At 52.0% G+C, this 23,805-nt stretch carries 18 protein-coding genes; 14 read left to right on the top strand and 4 right to left on the bottom strand.

What is annotated here, in order from left to right; all coding sequences use genetic code 11:
* Positions 1-78: 78 nt before the first annotated feature.
* The 10 genes from GU926_RS08810 (at position 79) to GU926_RS08765 (ending at position 10,451) form a co-directional block, all read left to right on the top strand.
* A complete protein-coding gene (locus tag GU926_RS08810; protein ID WP_160691025.1) occupies positions 79-228 on the top strand; it encodes a hypothetical protein in 150 nt (49 codons plus the stop codon).
* Positions 229-247: 19 nt separating this feature from the next.
* Positions 248-1,081 (top strand): TIGR03915 family putative DNA repair protein, encoded by an 834-nt coding sequence (locus GU926_RS08805; RefSeq protein WP_160691022.1) that lies wholly within the window; start codon positions 248-250, stop codon positions 1,079-1,081.
* Between the two features lie 813 nt (positions 1,082-1,894).
* Positions 1,895-2,494, top strand: a complete 600-nt coding sequence (gene purN / locus GU926_RS08800) for a phosphoribosylglycinamide formyltransferase (protein ID WP_160691019.1) — start codon at positions 1,895-1,897, stop codon at positions 2,492-2,494.
* Between the two features lie 213 nt (positions 2,495-2,707).
* Positions 2,708-4,237 carry a bifunctional phosphoribosylaminoimidazolecarboxamide formyltransferase/IMP cyclohydrolase gene (gene purH / locus GU926_RS08795; protein WP_160691017.1) on the top strand — a complete coding sequence of 510 codons (1,530 nt, stop codon included), beginning with the start codon at positions 2,708-2,710 and terminating at the stop codon, positions 4,235-4,237.
* Between the two features lie 346 nt (positions 4,238-4,583).
* The gene (locus tag GU926_RS08790; protein WP_160691015.1) at positions 4,584-5,612 is read left to right on the top strand and encodes a rod shape-determining protein; all 1,029 of its coding nucleotides are present in this window, start codon (positions 4,584-4,586) and stop codon (positions 5,610-5,612) included.
* Between the two features lie 12 nt (positions 5,613-5,624).
* A complete protein-coding gene (mreC, locus tag GU926_RS08785; RefSeq protein ID WP_160691013.1) occupies positions 5,625-6,491 on the top strand; it encodes a rod shape-determining protein MreC in 867 nt (288 codons plus the stop codon).
* Positions 6,484-7,008: a hypothetical protein gene (locus tag GU926_RS08780; protein ID WP_160691011.1), complete on the top strand. Its 525-nt coding sequence runs from the start codon at positions 6,484-6,486 to the stop codon at positions 7,006-7,008. Before mreC ends, GU926_RS08780 begins: the two co-directional genes overlap by 8 nt.
* Positions 7,005-8,837 carry a penicillin-binding protein 2 gene (gene mrdA / locus GU926_RS08775; protein ID WP_160691009.1) on the top strand — a complete coding sequence of 611 codons (1,833 nt, stop codon included), beginning with the start codon at positions 7,005-7,007 and terminating at the stop codon, positions 8,835-8,837. The genes GU926_RS08780 and mrdA overlap by 4 nt, the downstream gene beginning before the upstream one ends.
* 2 nt (positions 8,838-8,839) lie before the next feature.
* Positions 8,840-10,117: a rod shape-determining protein RodA gene (gene rodA, locus GU926_RS08770; protein ID WP_160691007.1), complete on the top strand. Its 1,278-nt coding sequence runs from the start codon at positions 8,840-8,842 to the stop codon at positions 10,115-10,117.
* Positions 10,118-10,244: 127 nt separating this feature from the next.
* Entirely contained in the window at positions 10,245-10,451 is a 207-nt protein-coding gene (locus tag GU926_RS08765; RefSeq protein WP_160691005.1) for a hypothetical protein, read from the top strand.
* Between the two features lie 127 nt (positions 10,452-10,578).
* Here the strand turns inward: GU926_RS08765 and GU926_RS08760 are convergent, their stop codons facing one another.
* Positions 10,579-11,724, bottom strand: a complete 1,146-nt coding sequence (locus tag GU926_RS08760; RefSeq protein ID WP_160691003.1) for a hypothetical protein — start codon at positions 11,722-11,724, stop codon at positions 10,579-10,581.
* Between the two features lie 43 nt (positions 11,725-11,767).
* On the opposite strand from GU926_RS08760, the gene GU926_RS08755 reads away from it, so the two are divergent.
* The 4 genes from GU926_RS08755 to GU926_RS08740 all read left to right on the top strand — a co-directional run bounded on the left by GU926_RS08755 (position 11,768) and on the right by GU926_RS08740 (position 18,528).
* Complete coding sequence (locus tag GU926_RS08755) at positions 11,768-12,088, top strand: 2Fe-2S iron-sulfur cluster-binding protein (protein WP_160691001.1); 321 nt, start codon at positions 11,768-11,770, stop codon at positions 12,086-12,088.
* Between the two features lie 424 nt (positions 12,089-12,512).
* Positions 12,513-13,106, top strand: a complete 594-nt coding sequence (locus GU926_RS08750; protein ID WP_160690999.1) for a thymidine kinase — start codon at positions 12,513-12,515, stop codon at positions 13,104-13,106.
* A gap of 482 nt (positions 13,107-13,588) precedes the next feature.
* Positions 13,589-16,864, top strand: a complete 3,276-nt coding sequence (locus tag GU926_RS08745) for a S41 family peptidase (RefSeq protein ID WP_160690997.1) — start codon at positions 13,589-13,591, stop codon at positions 16,862-16,864.
* Positions 16,865-17,304: 440 nt separating this feature from the next.
* Entirely contained in the window at positions 17,305-18,528 is a 1,224-nt protein-coding gene (locus GU926_RS08740) for an RtcB family protein (RefSeq protein ID WP_232058472.1), read from the top strand.
* Positions 18,529-19,048: 520 nt separating this feature from the next.
* On the opposite strand, the gene GU926_RS08735 is transcribed toward GU926_RS08740, so the two are convergent.
* The 3 genes from GU926_RS08735 to GU926_RS08725 all read right to left on the bottom strand — a co-directional run bounded on the left by GU926_RS08735 (position 19,049) and on the right by GU926_RS08725 (position 23,730).
* Positions 19,049-20,167, bottom strand: coding sequence for a PepSY-associated TM helix domain-containing protein (locus GU926_RS08735; RefSeq protein WP_232058471.1), 1,119 nt, complete (start codon positions 20,165-20,167; stop codon positions 19,049-19,051).
* A 73-nt stretch (positions 20,168-20,240) separates the two neighbouring features.
* Complete coding sequence (locus tag GU926_RS08730; RefSeq protein ID WP_160690995.1) at positions 20,241-22,556, bottom strand: TonB-dependent receptor; 2,316 nt, start codon at positions 22,554-22,556, stop codon at positions 20,241-20,243.
* 79 nt (positions 22,557-22,635) lie between these two features.
* Positions 22,636-23,730, bottom strand: a complete 1,095-nt coding sequence (locus GU926_RS08725) for a mechanosensitive ion channel family protein (RefSeq protein WP_160690993.1) — start codon at positions 23,728-23,730, stop codon at positions 22,636-22,638.
* Positions 23,731-23,805 lie beyond the last annotated feature (75 nt).

The following is a 23,805-nucleotide window of genomic DNA, read 5'->3' as shown; positions in this document are numbered from 1 at the left end:
CGGAACCCCAGAACTGGGAAGCTGAACGCTCCCAAACAAAAGAAAATCTTACTTGTTAAAAATCAAACCATTACTGCCATGCAATCTATCACTGCCCGCCAAACTGTAGCTCCTGTTTCTTTCCGTTGCAAGCTAAGCACCCTGGTGCCTTATCTGCGCCAACTATCTGCCCAGCGCCAGGAAGAAGCCGCCAACGCCGCCTTGAGCAACATCCGCATCGCTTCCTAAGCTCGCGTATCCTTTGGCTATGCACTTCTATACCTATGACGGCTCTTTTGAGGGACTGCTCACGGTCATCTTTGAGGCGTATGAGCGCAAGGCGTGGCCAGACCAGATAGGGAAAGAAGGCGAGGCACCTCCCGGTATTTTTGCCGAGCACCATTTCATTCCTTCAGACGAGGCCAAAGCCAAACGCGTTTGGGAAGGCTTGGGAAAGAAACTGTCAAAGCCGGCGTGGGAGAACGTGTACAAAGCCTACCTCTGGGAACAGGCGGGGTTTGAGATGCTCATCTGGCAGTTTGTGCAATTGGTCTTCTCCAGTCAGCAGGAGGGCATAGAAGAGAACTTCGCGGAGCCCTGCGTGCAGAAGATGGCGCAGGTGGGCAAGCAGATGTTTAGAGAGAAGCACCGCATGGAAGCCTTTGTCAGGTTCCAGTGCACTCAAGACGGCCTATACGTAGCGCCCATCCAACCTGACTTCAACGTGTTGCCTTTGATTGTCACCCACTTTGAGAAACGCTACGCCGACCAGCAATGGCTTATCTATGACGTAAAGCGGCAGTACGGCGCGTTCTATAATGGCCAGTTTGTAGAGCTGGTGTCTATGGAAGAAGAAGCACCGGCGTTCCAAAAGATAGATTTGCCGCAGGATATCCTAGCGGGTGTAGAGCCTTTGTACCAACAACTGTGGCAGGCGTACTTTGACCACGTCAACATTCCAGAACGGCGCAACAAGAAACTGCACATGCGCCATATGCCAAAGCGCTATTGGAAATACCTCACAGAGAAGAAACCCAGAATCCAGTCGCACCAGCCTATCCAGAACAAACAATTGCCTACGGGGCTGGCCCGCTTAAATTAATTTGGCCGTTTTTAGCCTATTTTCTGGAAAACAAGCCAAAAACGGTTTCTTGCGAAGTCACTCCCACGTCCTCGCTCGCGAACACTATTACATCCTACCGGATGCTACAAGGCATTTTGAGTAGAAGCCGTCGCAATTGGTAACCACCTTCCATCCCCTTACTTCCTTCAAAGGAGGACGGAATGCTAAAATTCTACAGGTGTAAACACCCCCCTTCGCCCCCCTCAAGGGGGTATCCGCGTTGGGAGAGGCCGTTCTAGACAGGGACTACCAATGCGGGAAAGAGAATAACAAACCGTGCCTTGGCACGCGTGACTCTGCACCGACAGCCAAAGCTATCACCTGCAACAAGCTAAACCAACCATCCAACAGCAGCAGAATGGGACCGAAACCAGTCCTGGTCCTGAGCGCCTCTGGTGTTTGTGCGCCGCGGCCAGCGACGGCAGGGACAAAGTCCCACAAACAACAGCAGTGCGAAGGGCCGGGACGGGGCCTCGCGGCCGTGAGCGCTTAGCAGAAGAAATGAAACAAGGTTGGTCTTTCGCACCGGAACAGACGGCACTGCCAAGGCAAAGGCCAACGGAAGTGCACGGCAAATGCCTAACAGCGAGTCACGGAAGAAACTTCTGCCCCATAGAAGGAGCTGCTTGGATGGCAGTCTGGATCGTTGGTGAGAACACCAACAACGGCGGAGGAATGGGAAGAAAGAAATACGAGGCCTCCCACGAAAACAATTCCATCGTTTTTAGCCTATTTTCTGGAAAAGAAGGCAAAAACGCTATCTTTGCTCTTCCATCTGCATGACTCGCTGTTTTGGGTACTTCTTCTAAAAAGAACATCGTCATTTTCGCTTCCGGCTCCGGGAGCAACGCCCAGCGCCTGCTGGAACAGTTTGAGAACCACCCAGCCATTCAGGTGGCGGCGCTCTTCTCCAACAACCCAGATGCGTTTGCCCTGCAGCGTGCCGAAAACTTTAACGTACCCACCGTCGTCTTTGACAGACCTTCTTTAAAGGACGGAACCGTCGCGCAGCAAGTCTATGCCTATGAGCCGGACCTAATTGTGCTGGCCGGCTTTCTGTGGCTGTTGCCGGCAGAGTTTGTGAAGGCCTTCCATAACAAAATCATCAATATTCATCCGGCGTTGTTGCCCAGGTTTGGCGGCAAAGGCATGCACGGACAGCATGTGCACCAAGCGGTGCTGGATGCGGCAGAGGCACAGACGGGCATCACCATTCATTACGTGAATGAGCACTATGACGAGGGCGCACCCATTTACCAGGAGACGTGCCCCGTACGGCCAGACGATACCTGCGAGACCCTGGCGGCGCGCGTGCTTTCCCTGGAGCACCAACACCTGCCGCGCGTGGTAGAAGAGTTACTCACCCAGGAGAAACAGACCCCCAGAGCCTAACCTGCCAAAGATGAAGCGACTACGCCAGCCCTCTGTGTTTTGCTCACTTCATCTGCCCGCCATCTTTTCGCGCGTTCCCTTCAAGGACATTACCTGCTGTGATAGTTTGCTTTATTGGCATACCCAACTTCATCTGGAGTTTGGGGTGGCAACGTATGTACAAAGGCGTTCTGCCTTAAAGTTTCCAATAAGAACCCAATCATTCTCAACTATATGAATACCGTTAAAATCAAATCTGCCTTAATTTCTGTGTATTACAAAGACGGCCTGGAGCCGCTGGTGCGCGAGTTGCAGAAACAAGGCGTGACCTTTTACTCTACCGGCGGAACTCAGGATTTCCTGGAAAAGCTGGGCGTTGAAGTAGTGCCGGTAGAGAACGTAACTGATTATCCCTCCATCTTCGGTGGGCGCGTGAAGACTTTGCATCCAAAAATATTTGGGGGAATTCTGCACCGCCGCGGGCATGAGCAGGACCAGCAGGAATTGCGCCACTTCCAGATTCCGGCCTTGGATTTGGTGATTGTGGATTTGTACCCGTTTGAAGAAACAGTGGCCTCTGGCGCGGCAGTGGAAGACATCATTGAGAAGATTGACATTGGCGGTATTTCCTTGATTAGGGCGGCGGCCAAAAACTTCCAGGATGTGCTCATTGTCTCTAACCGTGAGCAGTACGGCGAGGTGGTAGAATTGCTCCAGGCCAAAGACGGCAGTACTGATTTATCTGACAGAAAGCGTTTTGCCGCGAAGGCGTTTGACGTGTCTTCGCATTATGACACGCACATCTTTAACCACCTGAGCAAGGAGCAGGAGCTGGCCCCGGCCTTCAAGCAAAGCGAGCGCACCAGCCAAGCCCTTCGCTACGGCGAGAATCCGCACCAGGCTGGTACATTCTATGGCAACCTGGACCAACTTTTTGACAAACTCAACGGTAAAGAGTTGTCTTACAATAACCTAGTAGACGTGGATGCTGCTGTGTTACTCATGGCCGAGTTTTCTGACCAGCCCGCCGTGGCCATCTTAAAACATACCAACGCCTGTGGTGTGGCCGTTGCCGATTCTCTTCACCAAGCCTATCTGAATGCTCTGGCCTGTGACCCGGTGTCAGCGTTTGGCGGTGTGATCATTGCCAACAAAACCATTGACTTGGCCACCGCCCAGGAACTGAACAAGCTGTTCTTTGAAGTATTAATTGCCCCGGAGTTTGACCAGGACGCGTTGGAGCTGTTAAAGTCTAAGAAGAACCGCATTTTGCTGAGACAGAAGCCGGTGCAACTGCCTGCCAAACTGTTCAAGACATTATTGAACGGCGTGATAGAGCAAGACAAAGACCTGGCCACTGAGACTGCCAAGGAGTTCAAAACCGCGACCAACCGCGCGCCGTCTCCGGAAGAGGTTGAAGGATTGGAGTTCGCTTTGAAAGTTTGCAAGCACACCAAGTCCAATACCATTGTGTTGGCCAAAGGAAACCAGCTGCTGGCCAGCGGAGTAGGGCAGACCTCCCGGGTAGATGCGCTGCGCCAGGCCATTGAGAAAGCCAGAAGTTTCGGGTTTGATTTGCAGGGCGCCGTGATGGCCTCAGACGCGTTCTTCCCGTTCCCAGACTGCGTGACCATTGCTGCTGAGGCGGGCATTACGGCCGTGGTTCAGCCGGGCGGTTCCATCAAGGATCAGGACTCCATAGATGCTTGTAATGAGCGTAACCTAGCCATGGTCGTGACGGGAGTGCGCCATTTCAAACACTAAGTCGTATACATTAAATTGCAAAAGGCCCGGTTGCTTTATTGGCAGTCGGGCCTTTCGTTTTTGGCTTGATTTCCAGAAAAGAGGCCAAAAACGAGAGAGGCATTTCTGGTAGCAGTGCTTTTTCTATATAGTAAAAAAACAAGGTGCGCTGGTGGGGAGCCTCAAAAAATGAGGTATAAAAAGTGCGTTTTTGGGCTGTTTTCCAGAAAATAAGCTAAAAACGAAAGCGTTTTCACGGATAATGAAAAAATATGGCAGAAATACGTAATTTTGCCTATTGTAGTACCTTGTAAAGAAAATATTCTTCATATATAGTGTTTCTCTTAGAAGCACAAAACGACAACGAATGGGATTATTTAATTTTTTCACTGCCGATATAGCGATTGATTTGGGCACGGCCAACACCCTCATCATTCATAATGATAAAATTGTGGTAGACGAGCCTTCTATCATTGCCATGGACCGCACCACCAACAAGGTGATTGCCGTAGGCCGTGAGGCAATGCAGATGCACGAGAAAACCCACGAGAACATCAAGACCATCCGTCCTTTGAAAGACGGTGTAATCGCGGACTTTACCGCGGCGGAGCAGATGATCAGAGGCTTGATCAAGATGATTGACAAGGGCAAGAAGCGTTTGTTCCAGCCATCGTACCGCATGGTCATCTGTATTCCTTCGGGTATTACGGAGGTGGAGAAGCGCGCCGTAAAAGACTCTGCCGAGCACGCCGATGCCCGCGAGGTATGGATGATCCAGGAGCCGATGGCCGCCGCCATAGGGATTGGCATTGACGTGGAGCAGCCCGTGGGCACCATGATTGTAGACGTAGGAGGTGGTACCACAGAGATTGCCGTCATTGCGCTTTCTGGTATTGTCTGCGAGCAGTCCATAAGAGTAGCCGGTGACGTGTTCAACAAAGACATCCTGGACCACATGCGCCGCCAGCACAATCTTTTGATTGGAGAGCGCTCTGCAGAGAGAATTAAGATTGAAGTAGGCGCGGCCCTGACCGAACTGGACAACCCGCCGGCCGACTTTGAGATACGCGGCCGTGACTTGATGACCGGTATTCCTAAAGTTATCAAGGTAACGTATCAAGAAATAGCCATTGCCTTAGATAAATCGGTTTCTAAGATTGAAGAGGCTGTTTTGAAGGCCCTGGAGATTGCCCCGCCAGAACTTTCTGCGGACATCTACGACAATGGGATTCACCTCACCGGCGGCGGCGCTTTGCTGCGCGGCCTGGACAAGCGTCTGGCTACCAAAACCAAGTTGCCCATCCATATCGCTGAAGATCCGTTGCGCGCCGTAGTGCGGGGTACCGGGGTGGCCGTTAAAAATATTGAAGGTTTCCGTAGCGTACTGCTAAGCTAAGAACACGCGCCCATGCGGAAACTTTTTCAGTTTATCTTCCGGATACGGGCGTTTCTGGTGTTTGTCTTGTTTGAGGTGCTGTCATTGTACCTGCTGTACCGGAGCAACACCTACCACAATGCCGCGTTCTACCAGTCTTCTAACTATTATGTGGGGAAGGTGCTGGAGTTTCAGAGCGAGGTGACAGAGTATTTTCAGTTGCGGGAACAAAACCAGTCCCTGGCCGCTGAAAATGCCCTTTTGCGGGCGCAACTTACCCAAAAGCAGGAGCTGGCCCTCAATGACAGCATTGGCGTGGTCAAGGACTCTACGTTTGCCGCCGCAGACTCTGTGGCCGCGGCGCTGTACACCTTCAGGCCGGCGCGGGTGATCAATAACTCGGTGCGCCGGCTCAACAACTACCTCACGCTCAACATAGGGTCTGAGGCGGGGGTGCAGGCGGGCATGGGGGTCTTGACGTCCAGAGGCGTGGTGGGCCGCGTGAAGGCGGTGTCCAAGCATTATGCCACGGTCACGTCCCTGCTCCATTCGCAGACGCTCATCTCCGTGAAACTCAAGCGCAACCAAAGCTTTGGCAGCATCAAGTGGGACACGGGTAATCCTGAGCTGGCCACGCTGCACTATATTCCCTTGAGCGAGAAGGTGTTCAAAGGCGATACCGTGGTCACGTCTGGGTTCAATGCCATTTATCCGCAGGGCATCATGATTGGCCGGGTGGTGAGCGTGCAGAAAGAATTGGACAAAAGCTTTTATACCATACGCGTGCGTTTGGCCGTTGACTTTGAGAAGCTCTCCTACGTGTACGTGGTGCAGAACAAAGGCCAGGCCGAACTAGATACCTTGCAGATTCAATCAGGCATTAAGGCAGAAGATGAGTAGTTTCCGGTTTATTCATTTGGTGCAGTTTGTGGTGCTCATGGCGCTGCAGATTCTGCTTATGCGCAACCTGGTGCTGTTTGACACCGGGTTTTGCTTTGTCTACATCGGGTTTATCCTGTTCCTGCCCATAGACATTGACAAGGTGCTGTTGCTGGTGCTGGCCTTTATTACGGGCATCACCATTGACCTTTTCTATGACACGGCCGGGGTGCACGCCGCGGCCACGGTGCTGGTGGGCTATTTGCGGCCTTTCATGCTTAAACTGCTCACGCCCAGAGACGGCTATGAGACCTCAGACAATGCCAGTTTGACGTCTATGGGGTGGCGCTGGTTCCTGACCTATGGCATTGTCTTGCTGCTGGTGCACCATTTTACCCTGTTCTTTTTAGAGCTGAACGGCTTCAAACTCATTGGATTTACCTTGGCGAAGATCATTGCCAGCACTTTTTTCACCGGAGCGGTGTTGGTCATTTTTCAGATGCTATTTTTTGCAAGGAGGGTTAGAGGTTTTAGATGAAATACTTAGAAGGCCGCAAATACGTAATTCAAGCCATTTTCCTGGCCATTGGTGCGGTTTATCTCATTAAGCTTTTTTACATACAGGTCTTAGACGACAGCTACAAGACTGCCGCCGAAAGCAATGCCATGCGCCGCGTGGTGCAATACCCGTTCAGGGGGCTCATGTATGACCGCGAAGGCCGACTCTTGGTGGAAAACAAGCCGGTGTATGATTTGATGGTGGTACCCAAGGAGGCCAAGGTCATAGACACGCTCAAGTTCTGCCAGGTCATGGGCATTACGCTACCAGAGTACCGCGAGAAAATCAAAGCTGCCAAGACCTATTCCTACGTCAAGCCTTCGCCGTTTCTGCAACGGTTAACCAATGAGGAGTTTGCCCAGATTCAGGACAACCTGGTAGATTTTCCGGGATTCTACATAAGTGCGCGTACCGTGCGCGGCTATCCGCACCAGAGCCTTTCCCACGCCTTGGGCTACATCGGTGAAATCAGTCCCCGGCAGTTAGAAGATTCTTCGTTTAAAGGCTACATGCCAGGTGATTACCTGGGCGTAAGCGGTCTGGAGAAGGAGTACGAGAAATTCCTCATGGGCCGCCGGGGCGTCAAGTACACCATGGTCAACGTGCGCGGCATTGAGAAGGGCTCCTTCAAGAACGGTGAGTATGACACCCTTTCCATTGCCGGCCAGAACCTCATTACCACCATTGACCTGGAACTGCAGAAGTACGGCGAAAAGCTGATGGCGGGCAAAGTGGGCAGTATAGTGGCCATTGAACCCCAGACTGGCGAGATTCTGTCCATGATTTCGGCGCCGTATTATGACCCTTCTCTGCTCACGGGCAAGGAGTTGGGCAATAACTACATGAAGCTGCTCAAAGATCCGGTGAAGCCGCTCTTCAACCGGCCCACCATGGCCACGTACCCGCCGGGCTCTATCTTTAAGCTGGCGCAGGCGCTGGTAGCCATGCAGGAAGGCACGCTTACCGCCAACACCGGCTACCCCTGCAACTGGTCTCTGGTGAAATGTTCACACCGGCACCCGTACCCGGCCAATCTGGGCATTGCCATTGAGCAGTCCTGCAATCCGTATTTTTATCAGGTGTTTAGATCGGTGGTGAACAAAGGTCGCTCTACCAATGTCTACCAAGACGCGAAGCTAGGGCTAGACGCCTGGCGCGAGCACATCACCTCGTTTGGGTTTGCCTCACAACTGGGCATCGACTTTCCGCAGGAGAAAAAGGGGTTGATGCCGGGCAGCAAGTTCTATGACAAGATTTACGGTCCCAAAGGCTGGAAATTCCCGACCATCTATTCCATTAGCATTGGACAAGGCGAGACGGGGGTGACGCCTTTGCAAATGGCCAACTTTGCCGCCATCATTGCCAACAGAGGCTATTACTACACGCCGCATTTGATCAGGTCTGTTGGGGAGAAGGGAAAGCCGCTGCCTGAGTACTCGGTTAAGCACCATACCACGGTGGCTCCGCAGCATTTCTTGCCCGTTATTGACGGCATGGAACGCGTAGTGCAGTCAGGGACGGCTCAGTTTGCCAAATTGAACCACATTGGCGTGGCCCTCTGCGGAAAAACCGGTACGGTGCAGAACCCGCACGGCAAAGACCACTCGGTGTTCATTGCCTTCGCGCCCAAGGAGAATCCGAAGATTGCCATTGCCGTGTACGTGGAGAACGCCGGTGGTGGCGCCGTGGCCGCTGCGCCTATGGCCAGCCTCATGGTAGAAAAGTACCTGACAGACTCCATCAAGACCGCTCCGCGCAAACGCTGGGAAGAGTGGCTCATTGACGGTGGCTTCTACAAAATCAACTAAGCATGCGTACTTCCTATAACCTCACCCGCAACGTAGACTGGATCACCATTGGCTTATATGCCTTGATGGTGCTTTTGGGTTGGATGAACATTTACGCGGCCGTGTACAACCCTGAGAATGTGACCAACATCTTTGACTTTTCTCTGAACTCAGGAAAACAGTTGGCTTGGATTGGGACGTCTGTGGTGATTATTGTCATGCTGTTTGCCATTGACTACAAAGCCTATGATTCCCTGGCGTACGTGATCTACTGGTTTCTCATTCTTCTCCTGTTGGGCACCTTGGCGTTTGCCTCAGAGATCAAAGGTTCCAGGTCCTGGCTGGTCATCACGGAGTCTGTGCGGCTACAGCCCGCCGAGTTTGCCAAGTTTGCCACGGCCCTGGCGGTATCTAAATTCATGAGCGGCATTAACCTGCGCCAGCAAAACTGGAGGGATCAAGCCAAACTGGCGGGGTTGGCGCTTCTGCCACCGGTCATTATCATCCTTCAGAACGAGACGGGTTCTGCCCTGGTGTTTGCCGCTTTTACGCTGGCGTTCTTCAGAGAAGGCATGTCGCCGTTGATTCTGATCATTGGCGCGGTGGCGGTGTTTGTGTTCGTGCTAACGCTCTTGATTCCGCAGTGGTGGTTGGTGGGCGTCTTAACGGTGCTCATGGCGGCGTATCTGTGGTTTAACTTCCATAGATTAAGACGGCACATACGCACATATGTGGGCATTTGGGTAGCGGTGGTGGCCATGGTGTTCAGCGTGCACTACTTTGTGGAGAACGTGTTGCAGGAGCACCAGCAGAACCGCATCAAGGTACTGGTAGACCCAGAGATTGACCCCTTGGGCGTGGGCTGGAACGTGACACAGTCTAAGATTGCCATCGGCTCAGGAGGGTTCTTCGGGAAGGGGTTCTTGGAAGGGACGCAGACTAAGTTTGACTTCGTGCCGGAGCAGTCCACTGACTTTATTTTTTGTACCATTGGCGAAGAGCACGGCTGGATAGGTAGTTTTGTAGTAGTAGCCTTGTTCCTGGGCTTGCTCACGCGTATCATTTTCATAGCCGAACGACAGCGCTCCGTCTTTGGTAGAACCTACGGCTATTGCGTGGCCTCCATCATCTTCTTCCACTTTCTGGTGAATATAGGCATGACCATTGGTCTGGCGCCGGTGGTGGGCATTCCCTTGCCATTCTTCAGCTACGGAGGTTCTGGGCTCTGGTCCTTCACCATCTTGCTGTTCATCTTACTGGCCATTGACGCTCACCGCAAACTAGATTTAGGTCGAGGTTAATTTGTATCAAGTAGCAAGACTTTTGGCTTCCGTTTTTGGTCTGTTTTCTGTAAAACAGACCAAAAACGGAATTTCTGCTTTTAGCATAGCGCTGTTTATTACTTACTGTTAACTGTTTACTGTCATCATGTATCGCTATCTAGGAGACAAGCACACAGACCCGGCGCTGAAGGGAGCGCTTTGTGAGGCGGTGCGCCAAGAGAATGGCAAATGCATTAGAGGCAAGAACGGAAGCATGCTGGTGCAGTTTCTTAGTTCGCCTTTCCCCACGGTGGTGATTGGGCGGTTGCTGAGAAAAGTAAACCTAGAAGACATATCAGCCCAGCAGAAATAAGCTTCTCTAACCTATAAAGCAAAACGCCCGGCTCTGCTAGAGAACCGGGCGTTTTTAGCTTATTTTCCAGAAAACAGCTTAAAAACGGAAGTCTGACTGTTAACTTTTTACTGTTCACTGATACTTGTTAAACGGCGAATTTGCGCTCAATCAGTCTGGTCAGTTTCTGTACGTGTTCTTCTTTCTTGGACCAGTTGTAGAGACTGCCTATCTCTTCTATAAGAACGCGTCGGCCTTCTTCGGCAGAGGGTTGCTCGTCTAACTGTTTGATGGCGGCATGGTAGGCCATGTTGTCACCGTCAAAGAGCTCATTGATGAACGAGAAGCGCTGGTTAATGGAAATTGCTTCGCGCAACGAACCTATTTTCTGCTCTTGGTTGCGGTCAGAAAGTGAACTGGTAGAGGCCGTGGTTTGCTTTAAGCGGTCGTTGAGGCTGGGCTTCTGCTCAGACTGGAAACGGTCGTTCATCAGCTTAGGCTCTGCCTGCAACACCGGCCTGAAGAACGGGGCGGCCACGGCGGGTGCCTGCGGCTCTTCTTGTACAATAGGAGCAACGGGCACCAGAGGCTCTGGCGTTGGGATGGCTTGTCTTTCAGCAACGGGCATTGGAGTTTCTTCTTCCATCACCACTGGTTCAGCAGAAGGGGTTGGCTCAGAAATCAACAGTTCCTCTACTTCTATTGGCTGAAGAGTGTAAAACTTATCCAGTACCTCCTTCAAAGACACGCGCTCTTCTTCGTGCTCTGCCAGGAAACGGTCCAGCTGAGACATGATGGTAGAACGCTCCATGTCAATGCCAGAAAGCGTGCCAATAAAGCTTCTGTAGAGCTCTTTGTCTATGTCCTGGTACTTGAGGCTGTCCTGTAGTTTGGTTACGGTTAAGTCTTCCAGACGAAGAAATTTCTCCTCAAAAACCGCTACAGGCTCTAACGGAATCCTGATAGTGTCTTCAATGGCGTTCACCAACAGCGGCTCAAAGTGCTCGCGCTTGATGGAGATTTTGCGGGAGAGCACGTTCATGAACTGCACTAGGGCATCTTTCACCTCTGGGTGCTCAAAGTCAAAGTACGGGCTGCGCAGGTTGGCCATCTCGTGGTTCCAGAGCGTGAGCAGTTCGCGTATCATGTACAGGTTCACCTGTTTGACAGGCGTAAACGAAATCAACTGCTGGGCAGTAACGGCCTCATGAGTGGCAAAATGTTCCTCACTGAGGCGCTGGGCCAATTGCTGGCTGTATTGCGCTAGGCGGATTTGATTATATTTGTCTTTCATTGGCGGAAGCATACAGGGGTAAAGATAGCGAAGATAGGGAAAAATGGGCGAATTAACCGTGCAGAATCTGGCAGATAAAACGCTAAACGTGGCCCCGGGGCAGACGGTTCTGGCCGCCCTGCAAGCCGCCGGCGTAGACTGGATGCACGCCTGCGGCGGAAGAGGCCGCTGCACCTCTTGCCGCATGATCATCAAAGCCGGCGAAGAAAACCTGGCCCCGCTCACTGCCCCAGAGGTGCGATTCAGGGAGAACGGCCGCCTCAAACCCAATGCCCGGCTCACCTGCCAAACCCACATCACCGGTCCTGTTACCTGCCGGGTTCCTGAGCAGACCAAATTGCCGCACCTTTCTTATAGTGAATGATTGAGTGAGTGAGTGAGTGAGTGAGTGAGTGAGTGAGTGAGTGAGTGAGTGAGTGTGAGAATGGCTTTTTAAATTTGAAGATTTGAAAATGTGGAAATGTGAAGATGGTAATGCTTTAAAAGTGTCATCATTTCCTGCTACTGCACAACCAATAAACTTGTCTTCTCTATTGTCATCCTGAAAGGACCTTGTGGGCAAGCTGTAATGACGGCTACCATTTAAGTTATTGCTAATCCCCATTCAATTAATTCTCTCACTCATTCAGTCATTCAATCTCTCAATATCCAGAGTGCTAGCGAAATGGATAACTGTGTGGAAAAATTGTGCATTAGGGAAGGGGCTAGCGCTAGTACCTTCGTTTAGAGCAGAGGTAGAAATCTCATTCTCTCACTCACTCATTCACTCAATCTCTCATTAAAGTAGTATGTTCATAGAGCCTCGGGTGGGAAACCGCCAACAGACCCAGAAGCGTGGTTGGATAGAAGTGATTTGCGGGTCCATGTTTTCGGGCAAGACCGAGGAGCTCATACGCAGACTAAACCGCGCCAAGATTGCCAAACAGCGCGTGGAGATTTTCAAGCCCGCTATTGATACGCGTTATCATGTAGAGGACGTGGTCTCGCATAACGCCACCTCCATCCGCTCCACGCCCGTGCAGTTCGCCAACGACATGCTGTTGCTGGGCAGTGGCTGTGACGTGCTAGGCGTAGACGAGGCCCAGTTCTTTGACGATGCCATAACCGATGTCTGCGTACAGCTGGCCAACAACGGCGTACGCGTGATTGTAGCCGGTCTGGACATGGACTATCTGGGCAAGCCCTTCGGCCCTATGCCGGCCTTAATGGGCGTAGCCGAGTACGTGACCAAAGTACACGCCATTTGCGTACAGTGCGGCGACATCGCCTCTTACTCTTTTAGAAATGCCGCCTCCCAGGAGAAAGTGTTGTTAGGTGAGACTGACTCTTACGAGGCCCGCTGTCGTCATTGCTTCCAAGAAGGCTTGAAGGGAAAACTTTGATTTAGTCTCGAGTCGCGAGTTCTGAGTCGCGAGTCATTTTGAAATCCTCGTTTTTGGCCTGTTTTCATGAAAACAGGCCAAAAACGAGGATTTGTATTTTAGCTGATTTCACATTGATTCAATAAACTGATTCCTTCCACCTATTCTCTCTTTTACTTTTTGTCATTCTGGAAGGATCTAGGTAGTCGCCTAAGTAAACGCAGATTCTCCCCTTGAGGGGAGCGAAGAGGGGTGTTTACACAAGCAGATTTAATCAACAATGCGTGGGAGACAAGGCAGTGCCATTGTCTCTACCACACAAATGTCATTCCCCTCATCCTAGCCTTCTTCCTCAGGAAGAAGGCATTGTTGTCCTTCGTTTTTTGCCTAATTTCTCCAAAACAGCCTAAAAACGATTTTATAAATGCTCATTCAAACCAGTTGAATAGAAGGCGTTTATTGCGTAGCTTTCTAGTACCAATCTAACAAATTCCAATTCCTATATGAAAAAGAGGTTTTTAGCCGCTCTGGCCATCTGCTGTGCAAGCAGTCTGGGGGCGAGTGCGCAAACCCAAACCCCGCTCTGGATGACCACGCCGGCCATTTCGCCAGACGGCCAAACCATTGTCTTCAGTTACAAAGGCGACCTTTACAGAGTAGCCTCCGCCGGAGGTAATGCCACCCCGTTGACCATGCACGAAGGCTACGAATACATGCCCGTTTGGTCTCCGGACGGTAAGCAACTGGCCTACGCCTCTGACCGACACGGCAACTTTGACGTGTTTGTGATGCCATCGCAGGGCGGTGAGTCCAAGCGCTTGACGTTTAACTCCTCCGGAGATTTGCCTTCAGACTTTTCTGCGGATGGGAAGAATGTATTGTTTACCGCGGCCAGACTAGATGCGGCCAGCAACTCCATGTTCCCGTCGGGGGCATTCCCGGAGTTGTACAGCGTGCCGGTAAGCGGTGGCAAAAACAGCATGGTCTTGACCACGCCCGCCGAGGCCGCTCGTTACAACGCCGCTGGTGATGTGATTGTGTACCAGGACCGCAAAGGGCCGGAGAATGCGTTGCGTAAGCACCATGTTTCTTCCATTACCCGTGATATATGGGCCTACAACGCCAAAACCAAACAGCACACCAAACTCACGGATAATACCGGCGAAGACCGTCAGCCCATGGTTTCAGCCAACGGTCAGGACGTGTATTACCTGAGCGAACAGCCCAATGGCACGTTCAACGTGCGCAAAATGAGCCTGCAAAACCCGAAGCAGAGTACGGCGGTAACCAACTTCACCAAACACCCGTTACGGCACTTGAGCGGTTCTAAAGATGGCGTGCTGTCCTTCACCTACAACGGCGAAATCTATACCCAGAAGCCGGGCGCGCAACCTCAGAAGGTAGCCATTCAGCTGTACTCAGACATTCGGGCCAACCAAGAAACCGTGTTGCCAATTTCAGGTGGCATGACTGAAATGGAGGTTTCGCCCAACGGCAAAGAGGTGGTGTTTGTAAACCGCGGGGAGGTGTTCGTGTCCTCGGTGGAAGGCGGTATCACCAAGCGCATCACCAACACGCCAGAGCAGGAGCGGAGCGTGAGTTTCTCGCCAGACGGCCGCAAGATTCTGTACGCCGGCGAGCGCAACGGAAGCTGGAACGTCTATGAAACCAGCCTGGTGCGCGCCAATGAGCCTTATTTCTACGCGTCAACCATTCTAAAGGAAGACGTAGTGATTGCCAATCCTAAGGTGGAGGAATTCCAACCCGCCTATTCGCCGGACGGCAAAGAGGTGGCGTTTCTGGAAGACCGCGTGAAATTGCGCGTGGTCAACAAAGCCACCAAACAGGTGCGAGACATCATGACTACCGCCAATAACTACTCTTACTCAGACGGTGACCAATACTATGAGTGGTCTCCGGACGGCAAGTGGTTTTTGGTGCAATACAACCAACCCAAGCAGTGGATTAGTGAAGTAGGTTTGGTGTCGGCCACAGGCAACGGTGCTATTAGAAACCTGACCCAAAGCGGTTTCTATGAGAACGGTCCGCAGTGGATGATGGGTGGTAAAATGATTATCTACTACTCTAACCGCGAAGGCCTGCGAGGCAACGGCAACAACTCGGGGACCGGAGACATCTACGCCTTGTTCACTACGCAAGACGCCTTCGACCGCTTCAAGCTGAGCAAGGATGACTACAACCTGCTGGAAGACCTGGAGAAGCGCGAGACCGAAGCCAGAAGCCAAGCCGAGAAAGCCGAGCCTAAGGGCAAAGGCAAGAAAGGGGAAGCACCTAAAACCATGGCTCCAGCGGGCATGGGCATTGAGCTAGACAACTTGGCTTACCGCAAAGCCCGCCTGACCGGCACTTCTTCAGACATCGCAGACGCGGTGGTTTCCTCTAAAGGAGACAGATTATTCTATTTGACCCGCTTCGAGAAAGGCTATGACCTGTGGGTAACCAACCTGCGTGACAATGACACCAAACTGCTGGCCAAACTAGGAGCCCGCGGCGGTGACATGGTCATGAGCAAAGACGGCAAAAACCTGTTCGTGCTCACCGAAGGTAAAATCCTGAAACTGGACACCGAGAACGGCAAGCAGGAAACGCTTAAAGTGAATGGCGAGATGAACCTGAACGCCTCTGCGGAGCGTGCCTACATGTATGACCACGTGATACGGGAGCTGGAGCAGAAGTTCTATGTCACAGATTTGCACGGCGTAGACTGGAAAGCCAATACTGAGAATTACCGTCAGTTCCTGCCACACATCGCCAATAATTATGACTTCGCAGATGTGTTGAGCGAGTTGCTGGGCGAACTGAACGCCTCGCACACCGGCGGTCGTTACAGCCACCGCGCCACCAATCCAGATGCCACCGCGTCGCTTGGTTTATTCTATGATGAGCAGTACACTGGCCGAGGCTTGAAGGTGAAGGAAGTCATCAACCTGAGCCCATTTGACCGCGCCAGCTCCAAAGTGAAGCCGGGTATCATCATTGAGATGATTGACGGACAGGCCATCGAGGAAAACACCGACCTGGACCAAATCCTCAACCGCAAATCTGGTAAGTACACATTGGTGTCTCTGTATGATGAGAAAACCAAAAAGCGCTGGGAAGAAACCGTGAAGCCTATCAATTCTGGTGAACTGAGCGAACTCCTGTACCAGCGTTGGGTTGAAAACCGCCGGAAAGAAGTAGACCGCTTGTCAGGTGGCCGTTTGGGCTACGTGCACATTAGAGGCATGAACGACGCCAGCTACCGCACGGTGTATGAAGACGCCTTGGGCAAGAACGCCACCAAAGAAGCGCTCATTGTAGACACCCGTTCCAACGGTGGTGGAAACCTGCATGATGACCTCATCAGCTTCCTGAACACCAAGCGCTATGCCGAGTTTATCCCTAGAAACCAGCACCTCTCAGATGAGCCCCGCAACAAATGGACGAAGCCATCGGTGGTGGTCATGAACGAGAGCAACTACTCAGACGCGCACATCTTCCCGATGCTCTACAAAGAACTGGGCTTGGGTAAGACCGTGGGCATGCCCGTAGCCGGTACCGGTACGTTTGTCTGGTGGGAAACCTTGATTGACCCAACCATGGTCTTCGGGATACCACAAGTAGGATATCGCACCTTAAAAGGAGGTAAGTTCTTGGAGAACACCCAATTGGAGCCAGACTATATGGTGGCTAATGAGCCTGCCCTCGCCGCCCAAGGCCGCGACCAGCAGCTAGAGAAAGCCGTGGAGGTTCTCTTGCAAGAACTGCCTAAGAAGTAATCATTAATGTCAGTTTGATAAAAAGAAGCCCTGCCAGATTTGGTAGGGCTTCTTTCGTTTTTGGCGTATTTTGGTGGAAATAGGCCAAAAATGGGTGAAGACACTCGTAGGACCTGCGGACACTACGAGGTCTTTGGGTAGGCTGTATGAGGAAGTGTCGGCCTTCTCCTTTCAAAAAAGCAGGAGAGGGAATTAAGTAATTGCTTCAAAGCCCTCGCTCGCGTCCCGCGAGTGTGAGCTACTGCAGGCCTCTGGCCGTTATAGGGGCTTCATGCAATGTTTTAAGAAGTGGCGGGACGCCGTCGTTCCTCACACTCGCGGGACGCGAGCGAGTGTTTGTCATCTGCTCTTACTTCCCGTTTTCTGCCTCTTTTCCAGAAAATAGCCTAAAAACGAACGAGCTTTTTCTCGTATAGCCTAAGCCACCAACTCCAATTGCTATGGCTACGGTAATCAACAACATCACAGTCTTCGGGGAAGAAATCATTGACCAGAGCGCTATTGAACAGATACAGCGGTGCGTGAGTGAGGAAGACATTGGCGTCCTCACCGCCGATGCCCACTACGGCTACGCGCACCCCATTGGCGGGGCGGTGGCCTATAAAAACAAGGTGTCTTTGTCGGGGGTGGGGTTTGACATTGGCTGTGGCAACAAGGCCGTCAAGACCAACGTGCTGGCCAGCGATGTGAATATTGCCCGCATCATGGATGAGATTGTGGACCAGATTGGCTTCGGGGTGGGCCGGCCTAATCCCAAGCGCGTGGACCATCCGGTATTGGAGCACATCAAAAACGCCGACTTTAAGCCCCAGCGTGAACTGCGCAAGATGGCCGCCGAACAGTTAGGCACCGTGGGGAGCGGCAACCACTTCATTGATTTGTTCGAGGACGAGAAAGGCTTTCTCTGGATTGGCGTGCACTTCGGGTCCAGGGGGTTCGGGCACAAGACGGCCTCTGGGTTTATTGCCATGTCACAGGGTCTTTCGTTTTTTGACAAGGCCAAAGAAGGCCCCATGGACGGCCCGCCCATCTTGTTTGACATTCACTCAGAACTGGGGCAAGACTACATTGCGGCCATGGGCTTGGCGGGTGAGTATGCGTATGCCGGGCGCGATGTGGTGGTAGAGAAAGTGCTGGAGATACTGGGCGCGCAGAGTACTGAGATTATCCATAACCACCACAACTTCGCGTGGTTTGAGAAGCATCAGGGCGAAGAATACTGGGTGGTGCGCAAGGGTTGTACGCCTGCGTTTCCGGGTCAGAAAGGCTTTATTGGCGCCAACATGCATGACAATTCGGTGATTATTGAAGGCGTGGAGAGCGAGCTTTCTATTAGAGGGCTGTACTCCACCGTGCACGGCGCGGGAAGGGTTATGAGCCGAAGAGCCGCTGCCGGCAAAACCAAATGGATGCGCGATAGAAAAGGCGTCAAACGCAAGACCGTCATCTCGCCGGGACTCATAGACTTTGACGAAGTGCAGATGCGCATGAAAGCCCGCAAAATTGAACTACGCGGCGCCGGCGCCGATGAGGCCCCCGAAGCCTACAAGAAGCTAGAAGACGTACTCAAACACCAAGGCAACACCATCAAAATCCTGCATACACTTAGACCTTTGGGCGTAGCCATGGCCAGTGATGAAGTGTATGACCCTTATAAAGATTAATATTATTGTTGATTGTCAATTGCTGATTGTTATTCAATTTGACCTGAGGTGTTTTTGATTCGATTTCCAGGAAACTGTTCAAAAACGGTAAGTTGCTAACTCAAAAGACCTCGTAATGTGTGCCAGCACCTGCGAGTGTCTGCGCCAACAGCTCTTGCCAAACGCAAATTCCCCCTTTGAGGGGGGCGAGGGGGTGTTCACATTAGTAGATAAATCAGGAATGCGCCTGAGACAAGGCAATGCCTAGTCTCTACGATTAATACGCATTCCGTCCCCTTTGAAGGGGGTAGGGGGATGATAACGCATTAGGGAATTATTCCGAGAAGCAATGCGTAAGGGATTTCGCGGTGCCCACGAGAGTATTCTGGAGACTACCCGCCATCCTAAGTCACGAGTCGGAAGACTCCGCGCCAAATTTAACTCAGCAATGGGACCTGTCATTCTAATCTTATCCCTCAGGGAGAAGGGACGGCTGTGATTCGTTTTTGGCCTATTTTCTGGAAAACAAGCTAAAAACGACTCAGCCAGCCTTGACAGTAGCGAACTTGTTCTTGCACTTCTTGTTCCGCCAGATGACAAAGCCAGACACCCAGAGGAAAGCAGGTAGAAAGCCCAAGACAAACCAAAGAACTCTGGTCACATAGCCCCCCACCTCCCCGAAGTGGATAGGGATAAACCAGTTGCGCAGAATGCGGGCACCCCTTGGGCTAGTCTCTGGGTTGAAATGATAAATCTCTTTGCCGGTATATTGGTCCAGATACACCATCGGGCGCAACTCTGGCCCGGCTCCCACGGTAGGGTCCTCTACAAATGTGAACAGGATGGTGCCCACACTGTCTTTGGGCATGGCCAGACTGCGCTTGGCGTGATTGGGGTAATAGGTGGCCATGCGTTGTAAGGCCTGTTCTACATCTATGCTTTCCGCGTTAGCCACATAAGCAGACTTTAGCTTTTTGCCGGCGGGCATGCGCTCAGTGGTAGCGGTAATCTGGTTGAAGGCGGTTTGAGTCTCTTCGGGGAACGCGAAGTTTACGCCGGTCACAGCCATGATGAACAACGGGATGGACGCGTAGAAACCGGTCACATTGTGCAAATCATACACCCGGCGTTTGGGTCCGGCGCCTTTCTTGTAACGCAACCCGTCTTTTAGTAAACGCTTCTTTCTGGGGAACCACAAATACAGGCCGGTGCTCAGCAAGACTATGGCCATCAATAAAGCGCAGGTGCCCGTGATGAGTGAGCCGGTTTCGCCTAGGGTCAATTGGCGGTGCAGTTCCAGAATGCCTTCAAAGACGCCCCGGCGCTGTTTCATCTCGCCTAGAAACTCGCCGGTATGAAAATCATAAAACAGCCATTCTTTCTTTTTCAGAAGCTTGATTTGATAGTTCTCCAGTTCGCGGGTGGGGAAGTTGAGTGTGGCAATAGGTTCTTGAAACTGAGCTTCGGCTTTCTGTACCACTTGGGCTGCTGGAAAGACAGGACCTGTGTTTTGGGTCTGGTAATATTGTGAATAGAATAAGCCCGTCAGTTCTGGTTGAAACACATACAAAGAGCCCGTAATGCCTACCACAGACAAAACGGCTCCGCTCACCAGACCCACCCAGAGGTGTACAAAGACAAGGACTTTTTTCAGTTTCATAGTCACAAAAAACGCCGGCTTCTTTTACCTATAAGCAAGAGAAGCCGGCGCTGTAAAATTAAGCGGAAATTCCTTAGAAGTTAAACCCAACGGTGCCAATCACGGTCAGTGGGGCACCTGGCATAATGCCCGTGGCCGACTGCGCGCCGTCATAGTAGTACTCATCTGTCAGGTTCTTGCCGTTCACACTCACGTTGAAACGCTTAGCGCGGTAGAAGATGGTGGCTTCCACCTTGGTATAACCTGGCAGTCTGAACGTGTCATTGATGTCTCCTGGGCGCGACTGCACCGAGGTGAAACCACCGCCAATGCCCAGGCCTTTCAACAAGCCATCCTGCAACTCATAGGTAGTCCAGAAAGTGAAGTTATGAGGGCTTACATTTTGGAAACGAGTGCCGCTGGTAGTTACACCATCGCTCTTTATGAGGGCGTCAATAAAGCTGTAGGTGGCAATCAGGTTCAGACCAGGCAAAATCTCACCGGTTACGTCTACTTCAGCGCCTTCACTCAAAATTTCGCCTACCTGTACTCTAAAGTTAACGTCGCGCGGGTCTACGGCAGAGATGTTGCTTTTCTTGATTCTGAAGTAGCTGGTGGTCAGGTTCAAGCGGTCCTGGAACAAGCCTAGTTTGATACCACCTTCTAATTGCTGAGTTTTTAGAGGCTCAAAGGTGTCACCTTCCAAGGTACGACCAACCTCAGTCTGGAAACCGGTAGAGTAGTTGGCGTAGGCAGACAAAGGACCATAGACCTCATACAGCAAGCCAATGCGCGGGTTAAAAGCATAGTTGCGTTGTGTAGTGGTGTCTTGGCCAAAATAGTCTTCACTGCGGTAGTCAAAGATGTCAAAGCGGCCGCCTAGTAGCACGTTCAGGCGCTGACGGATGGTGATGAAATCCTGCAGGTAAAAGCCAACGTTCTGCGTGCGGTCACGGTAGTCTTGTGAGGTGGCAGTGCCATTAACGGGCTTGGGTTTGGTGCTGTACTCTGGGTTATAAATGTCTAGAATGTCATAAGCCGCACGCTTCACGTTCAAATCCAATGTGAAGGAACTGTACTCCACGCCGGCCACGGTGCGGTGGGCAATGTCTGTGCCTGTATTGAACTTGCCGTATACCTCGTTCTGGGTGGCGAAGTAGCGGTCAAAGGTGTACTGATCTTGGTAACGGCGGTTAATGAGGCGGTCTGAGTTCTTCACCAACGTAGTCTGCTCAACCAGTTTGCGGGTCTCTGTGCCGTAATTAAAGTTCATGGCGTGGCGCAGGCTCCAGGCATCATTCAGGCGGTGCGTGAGGTTGTACTGCACCAAGCGGTTCTGGTAGAAAGAATAGTTGTCGGGCTCGCCCAAGCTGCGGCTACGAGGCACGTCGGCAATCTTTCCATTCACGGCAAAAATACCGCGGTCAGAAGGCTGATTGTGGTTCAGGAGCTCAGCTTCTACGCTCAAAGACGTGTTAGGGGAGAAGTCATACGTCACCGAAGGGGCCACAAAGTAGCGCTTGGTCTTCACAAAATCACGGTAGCTTTCACTGCGCTCGTACAAACCATTCAGGCGATATTTAAAGTTTTTTTCTTCGCCAATGGTGCCACCTAAATCTACGCTGGGTCTAACCAGGCCAAAATTATTACCTGTTAATTGGATGGACTGGAACGTGTAGGCCGTTGGTTTTTTAGTGGTGATGTTGATGAGTCCGCCCGGGTCGCTCACGCCATACAGGACAGAGGCAGGGCCTTTCATGACTTCAATCTGCTGCACGTTGGCGCTTTCGCGGTAGGTACGGGCCGGGTTTCTGAAACCGTTCTTGAAAATGCTGGTCTGGTCAGTTCTAAAGCCTCTAATCTGGAAAATGTCCGTGCGGCCGCCAAAGCCAGTCTCTACCGAAACACCGCTTACGTTACGCATGGCATCCTCTACGCGCACTACCTGCAACTGGTCCATGGCCCGGCGAGACAACACCTGCACCGACTGCGGCACGGTGCTTAAATGGGCTTCCATCTTGGTGGCGGTGGTGCCTTCGCGCTCCAGGTAATTGCCCGCTTTGCTACCGGTAATCTCTACCTGCGCCAAGGTGAAGTCTGAAGTATTCAAGCGCATAAACACGGGTAGCACCTGCTGAGCGGCAATAGAAATGGTTTGCTTGACAGACTCATAACCAATGCCCGAAATGACCATCGTATAGTTGCCGGCCGGAATGCTTTTAATCAGAAACTTGCCTTCTTCATCGGTGGTACTGCCCAAGGTGGTTCCCTCCAGACCTACGCTGATGCCGGGCAGGGATTCGCCTTTCTGGGATTGGATGCGGCCCTCAATGCGGCCCGTGGTGGACTGGGCAAAGAGGACGGAGGAAGTGAATAGAAAAAGAACGAGGGAAGTAAGAATGCGGCGCATGTCTATTTATTTAGACTAATTATAAACTTGCGCAAACTTACGGGTTGAATTCAGGAATGCAAAATTGTTTAGAGTGTTTCTAAATAATCATGCCGCCGTCGGCTGCTCCGGGCACCAAGGTTCTGGTGAGCGGCAGGCATTCTGGGTAGTTCTTCTGCACAAAGTCCACCAGCTTCTCCCGCACCAGGCAACGCAGGTCAAAGGCGGTCCCAGAGTCGCGGGCGCTTACCAGCATGCGCAACTCCAGGGTACGTTCCTTAGAATCCGTTACTTGCAGAATGCCCACGCGTCCGTCCCAGAGCGGCGTTTCTTTTAAAACCCGGTTGAGTTCCAGGCGCAGGACCTCTACCGGGGCAGTGTAATCCAAGTGCAGAAACACCGTGCCCAGAAGCTCGGCATTGGTGCGGGTCCAGTTCTGGAAGGGCTTTTCAATAAAGTAATTGATGGGCAGGACCAGACGGCGCTGGTCCCAGAGGCGCATGACCACATAGGTGAGGTTGATTTCTTCCACCCGGCCCCATTCGTTCTCCACCACTAGCACATCGTCAATTCTAATGGGCTGCGTGAACGCAATCTGGAAGCCCGCCAGCAGGTTGGCCAACGACCGTTGCGCGGCAAAGCCTATGATCACGCCCGCAATACCCGCAGAAGTGATGAGACCGGTTCCTATTTTGCGTACCGTTGGGAAGCTCATGAGAATCAAGGCTGCGGCAAAGAAGATGATCAGGATGATGACAAATCTGCGTATGAATTGCAATTGCGTGAACAGCCGCCGTTCGCGTATGTTGTCTTCCTTGTCCAGCTGGTGCTTCTTCCTGATCCTGAACTGTACCACGTTCACCCAGCCAATGAGGAAATAAGCGAAGGCGCAGGTGAGTAAGATCTCCATGAACCGCCTCATTACCTCAAACGGCTTGGGCGCCAGAGGCACCAAAGGCAGGGCGGTAGATAATATGAGTAAGGGAAGAAAGTACGCCACCGGCTTGGGTAGCTTGCGCAGCATGCCTTCAACCCACACGTGCGGGAACCAGTGCTGGTAGGCGGCCAGCACTTTGAATATTACCCATTTCAGAAGAATACCCGCCAGCAAAGCCCCCACTATGACGCTCAAGCCCTGCATGAACTGAGATAAGTGGTCTAGGGTGAAGTGCTTTAATTGTCCAAGTAATTCCATGTGCAAGAGGGGCTGCCAAGTCTTCCCTTACCTTTTGCAAGCTCTAAAGGTTGCCTGCCGCGCCACGCTGCCCGG

This window comes from Nibribacter ruber (assembly GCF_009913235.1).
GTDB classification, from domain to species: domain Bacteria; phylum Bacteroidota; class Bacteroidia; order Cytophagales; family Hymenobacteraceae; genus Nibribacter; species Nibribacter ruber.
Note: the sequence above shows the minus strand (reverse complement) of the source record. Positions and strands in the feature narration are given on the sequence as shown.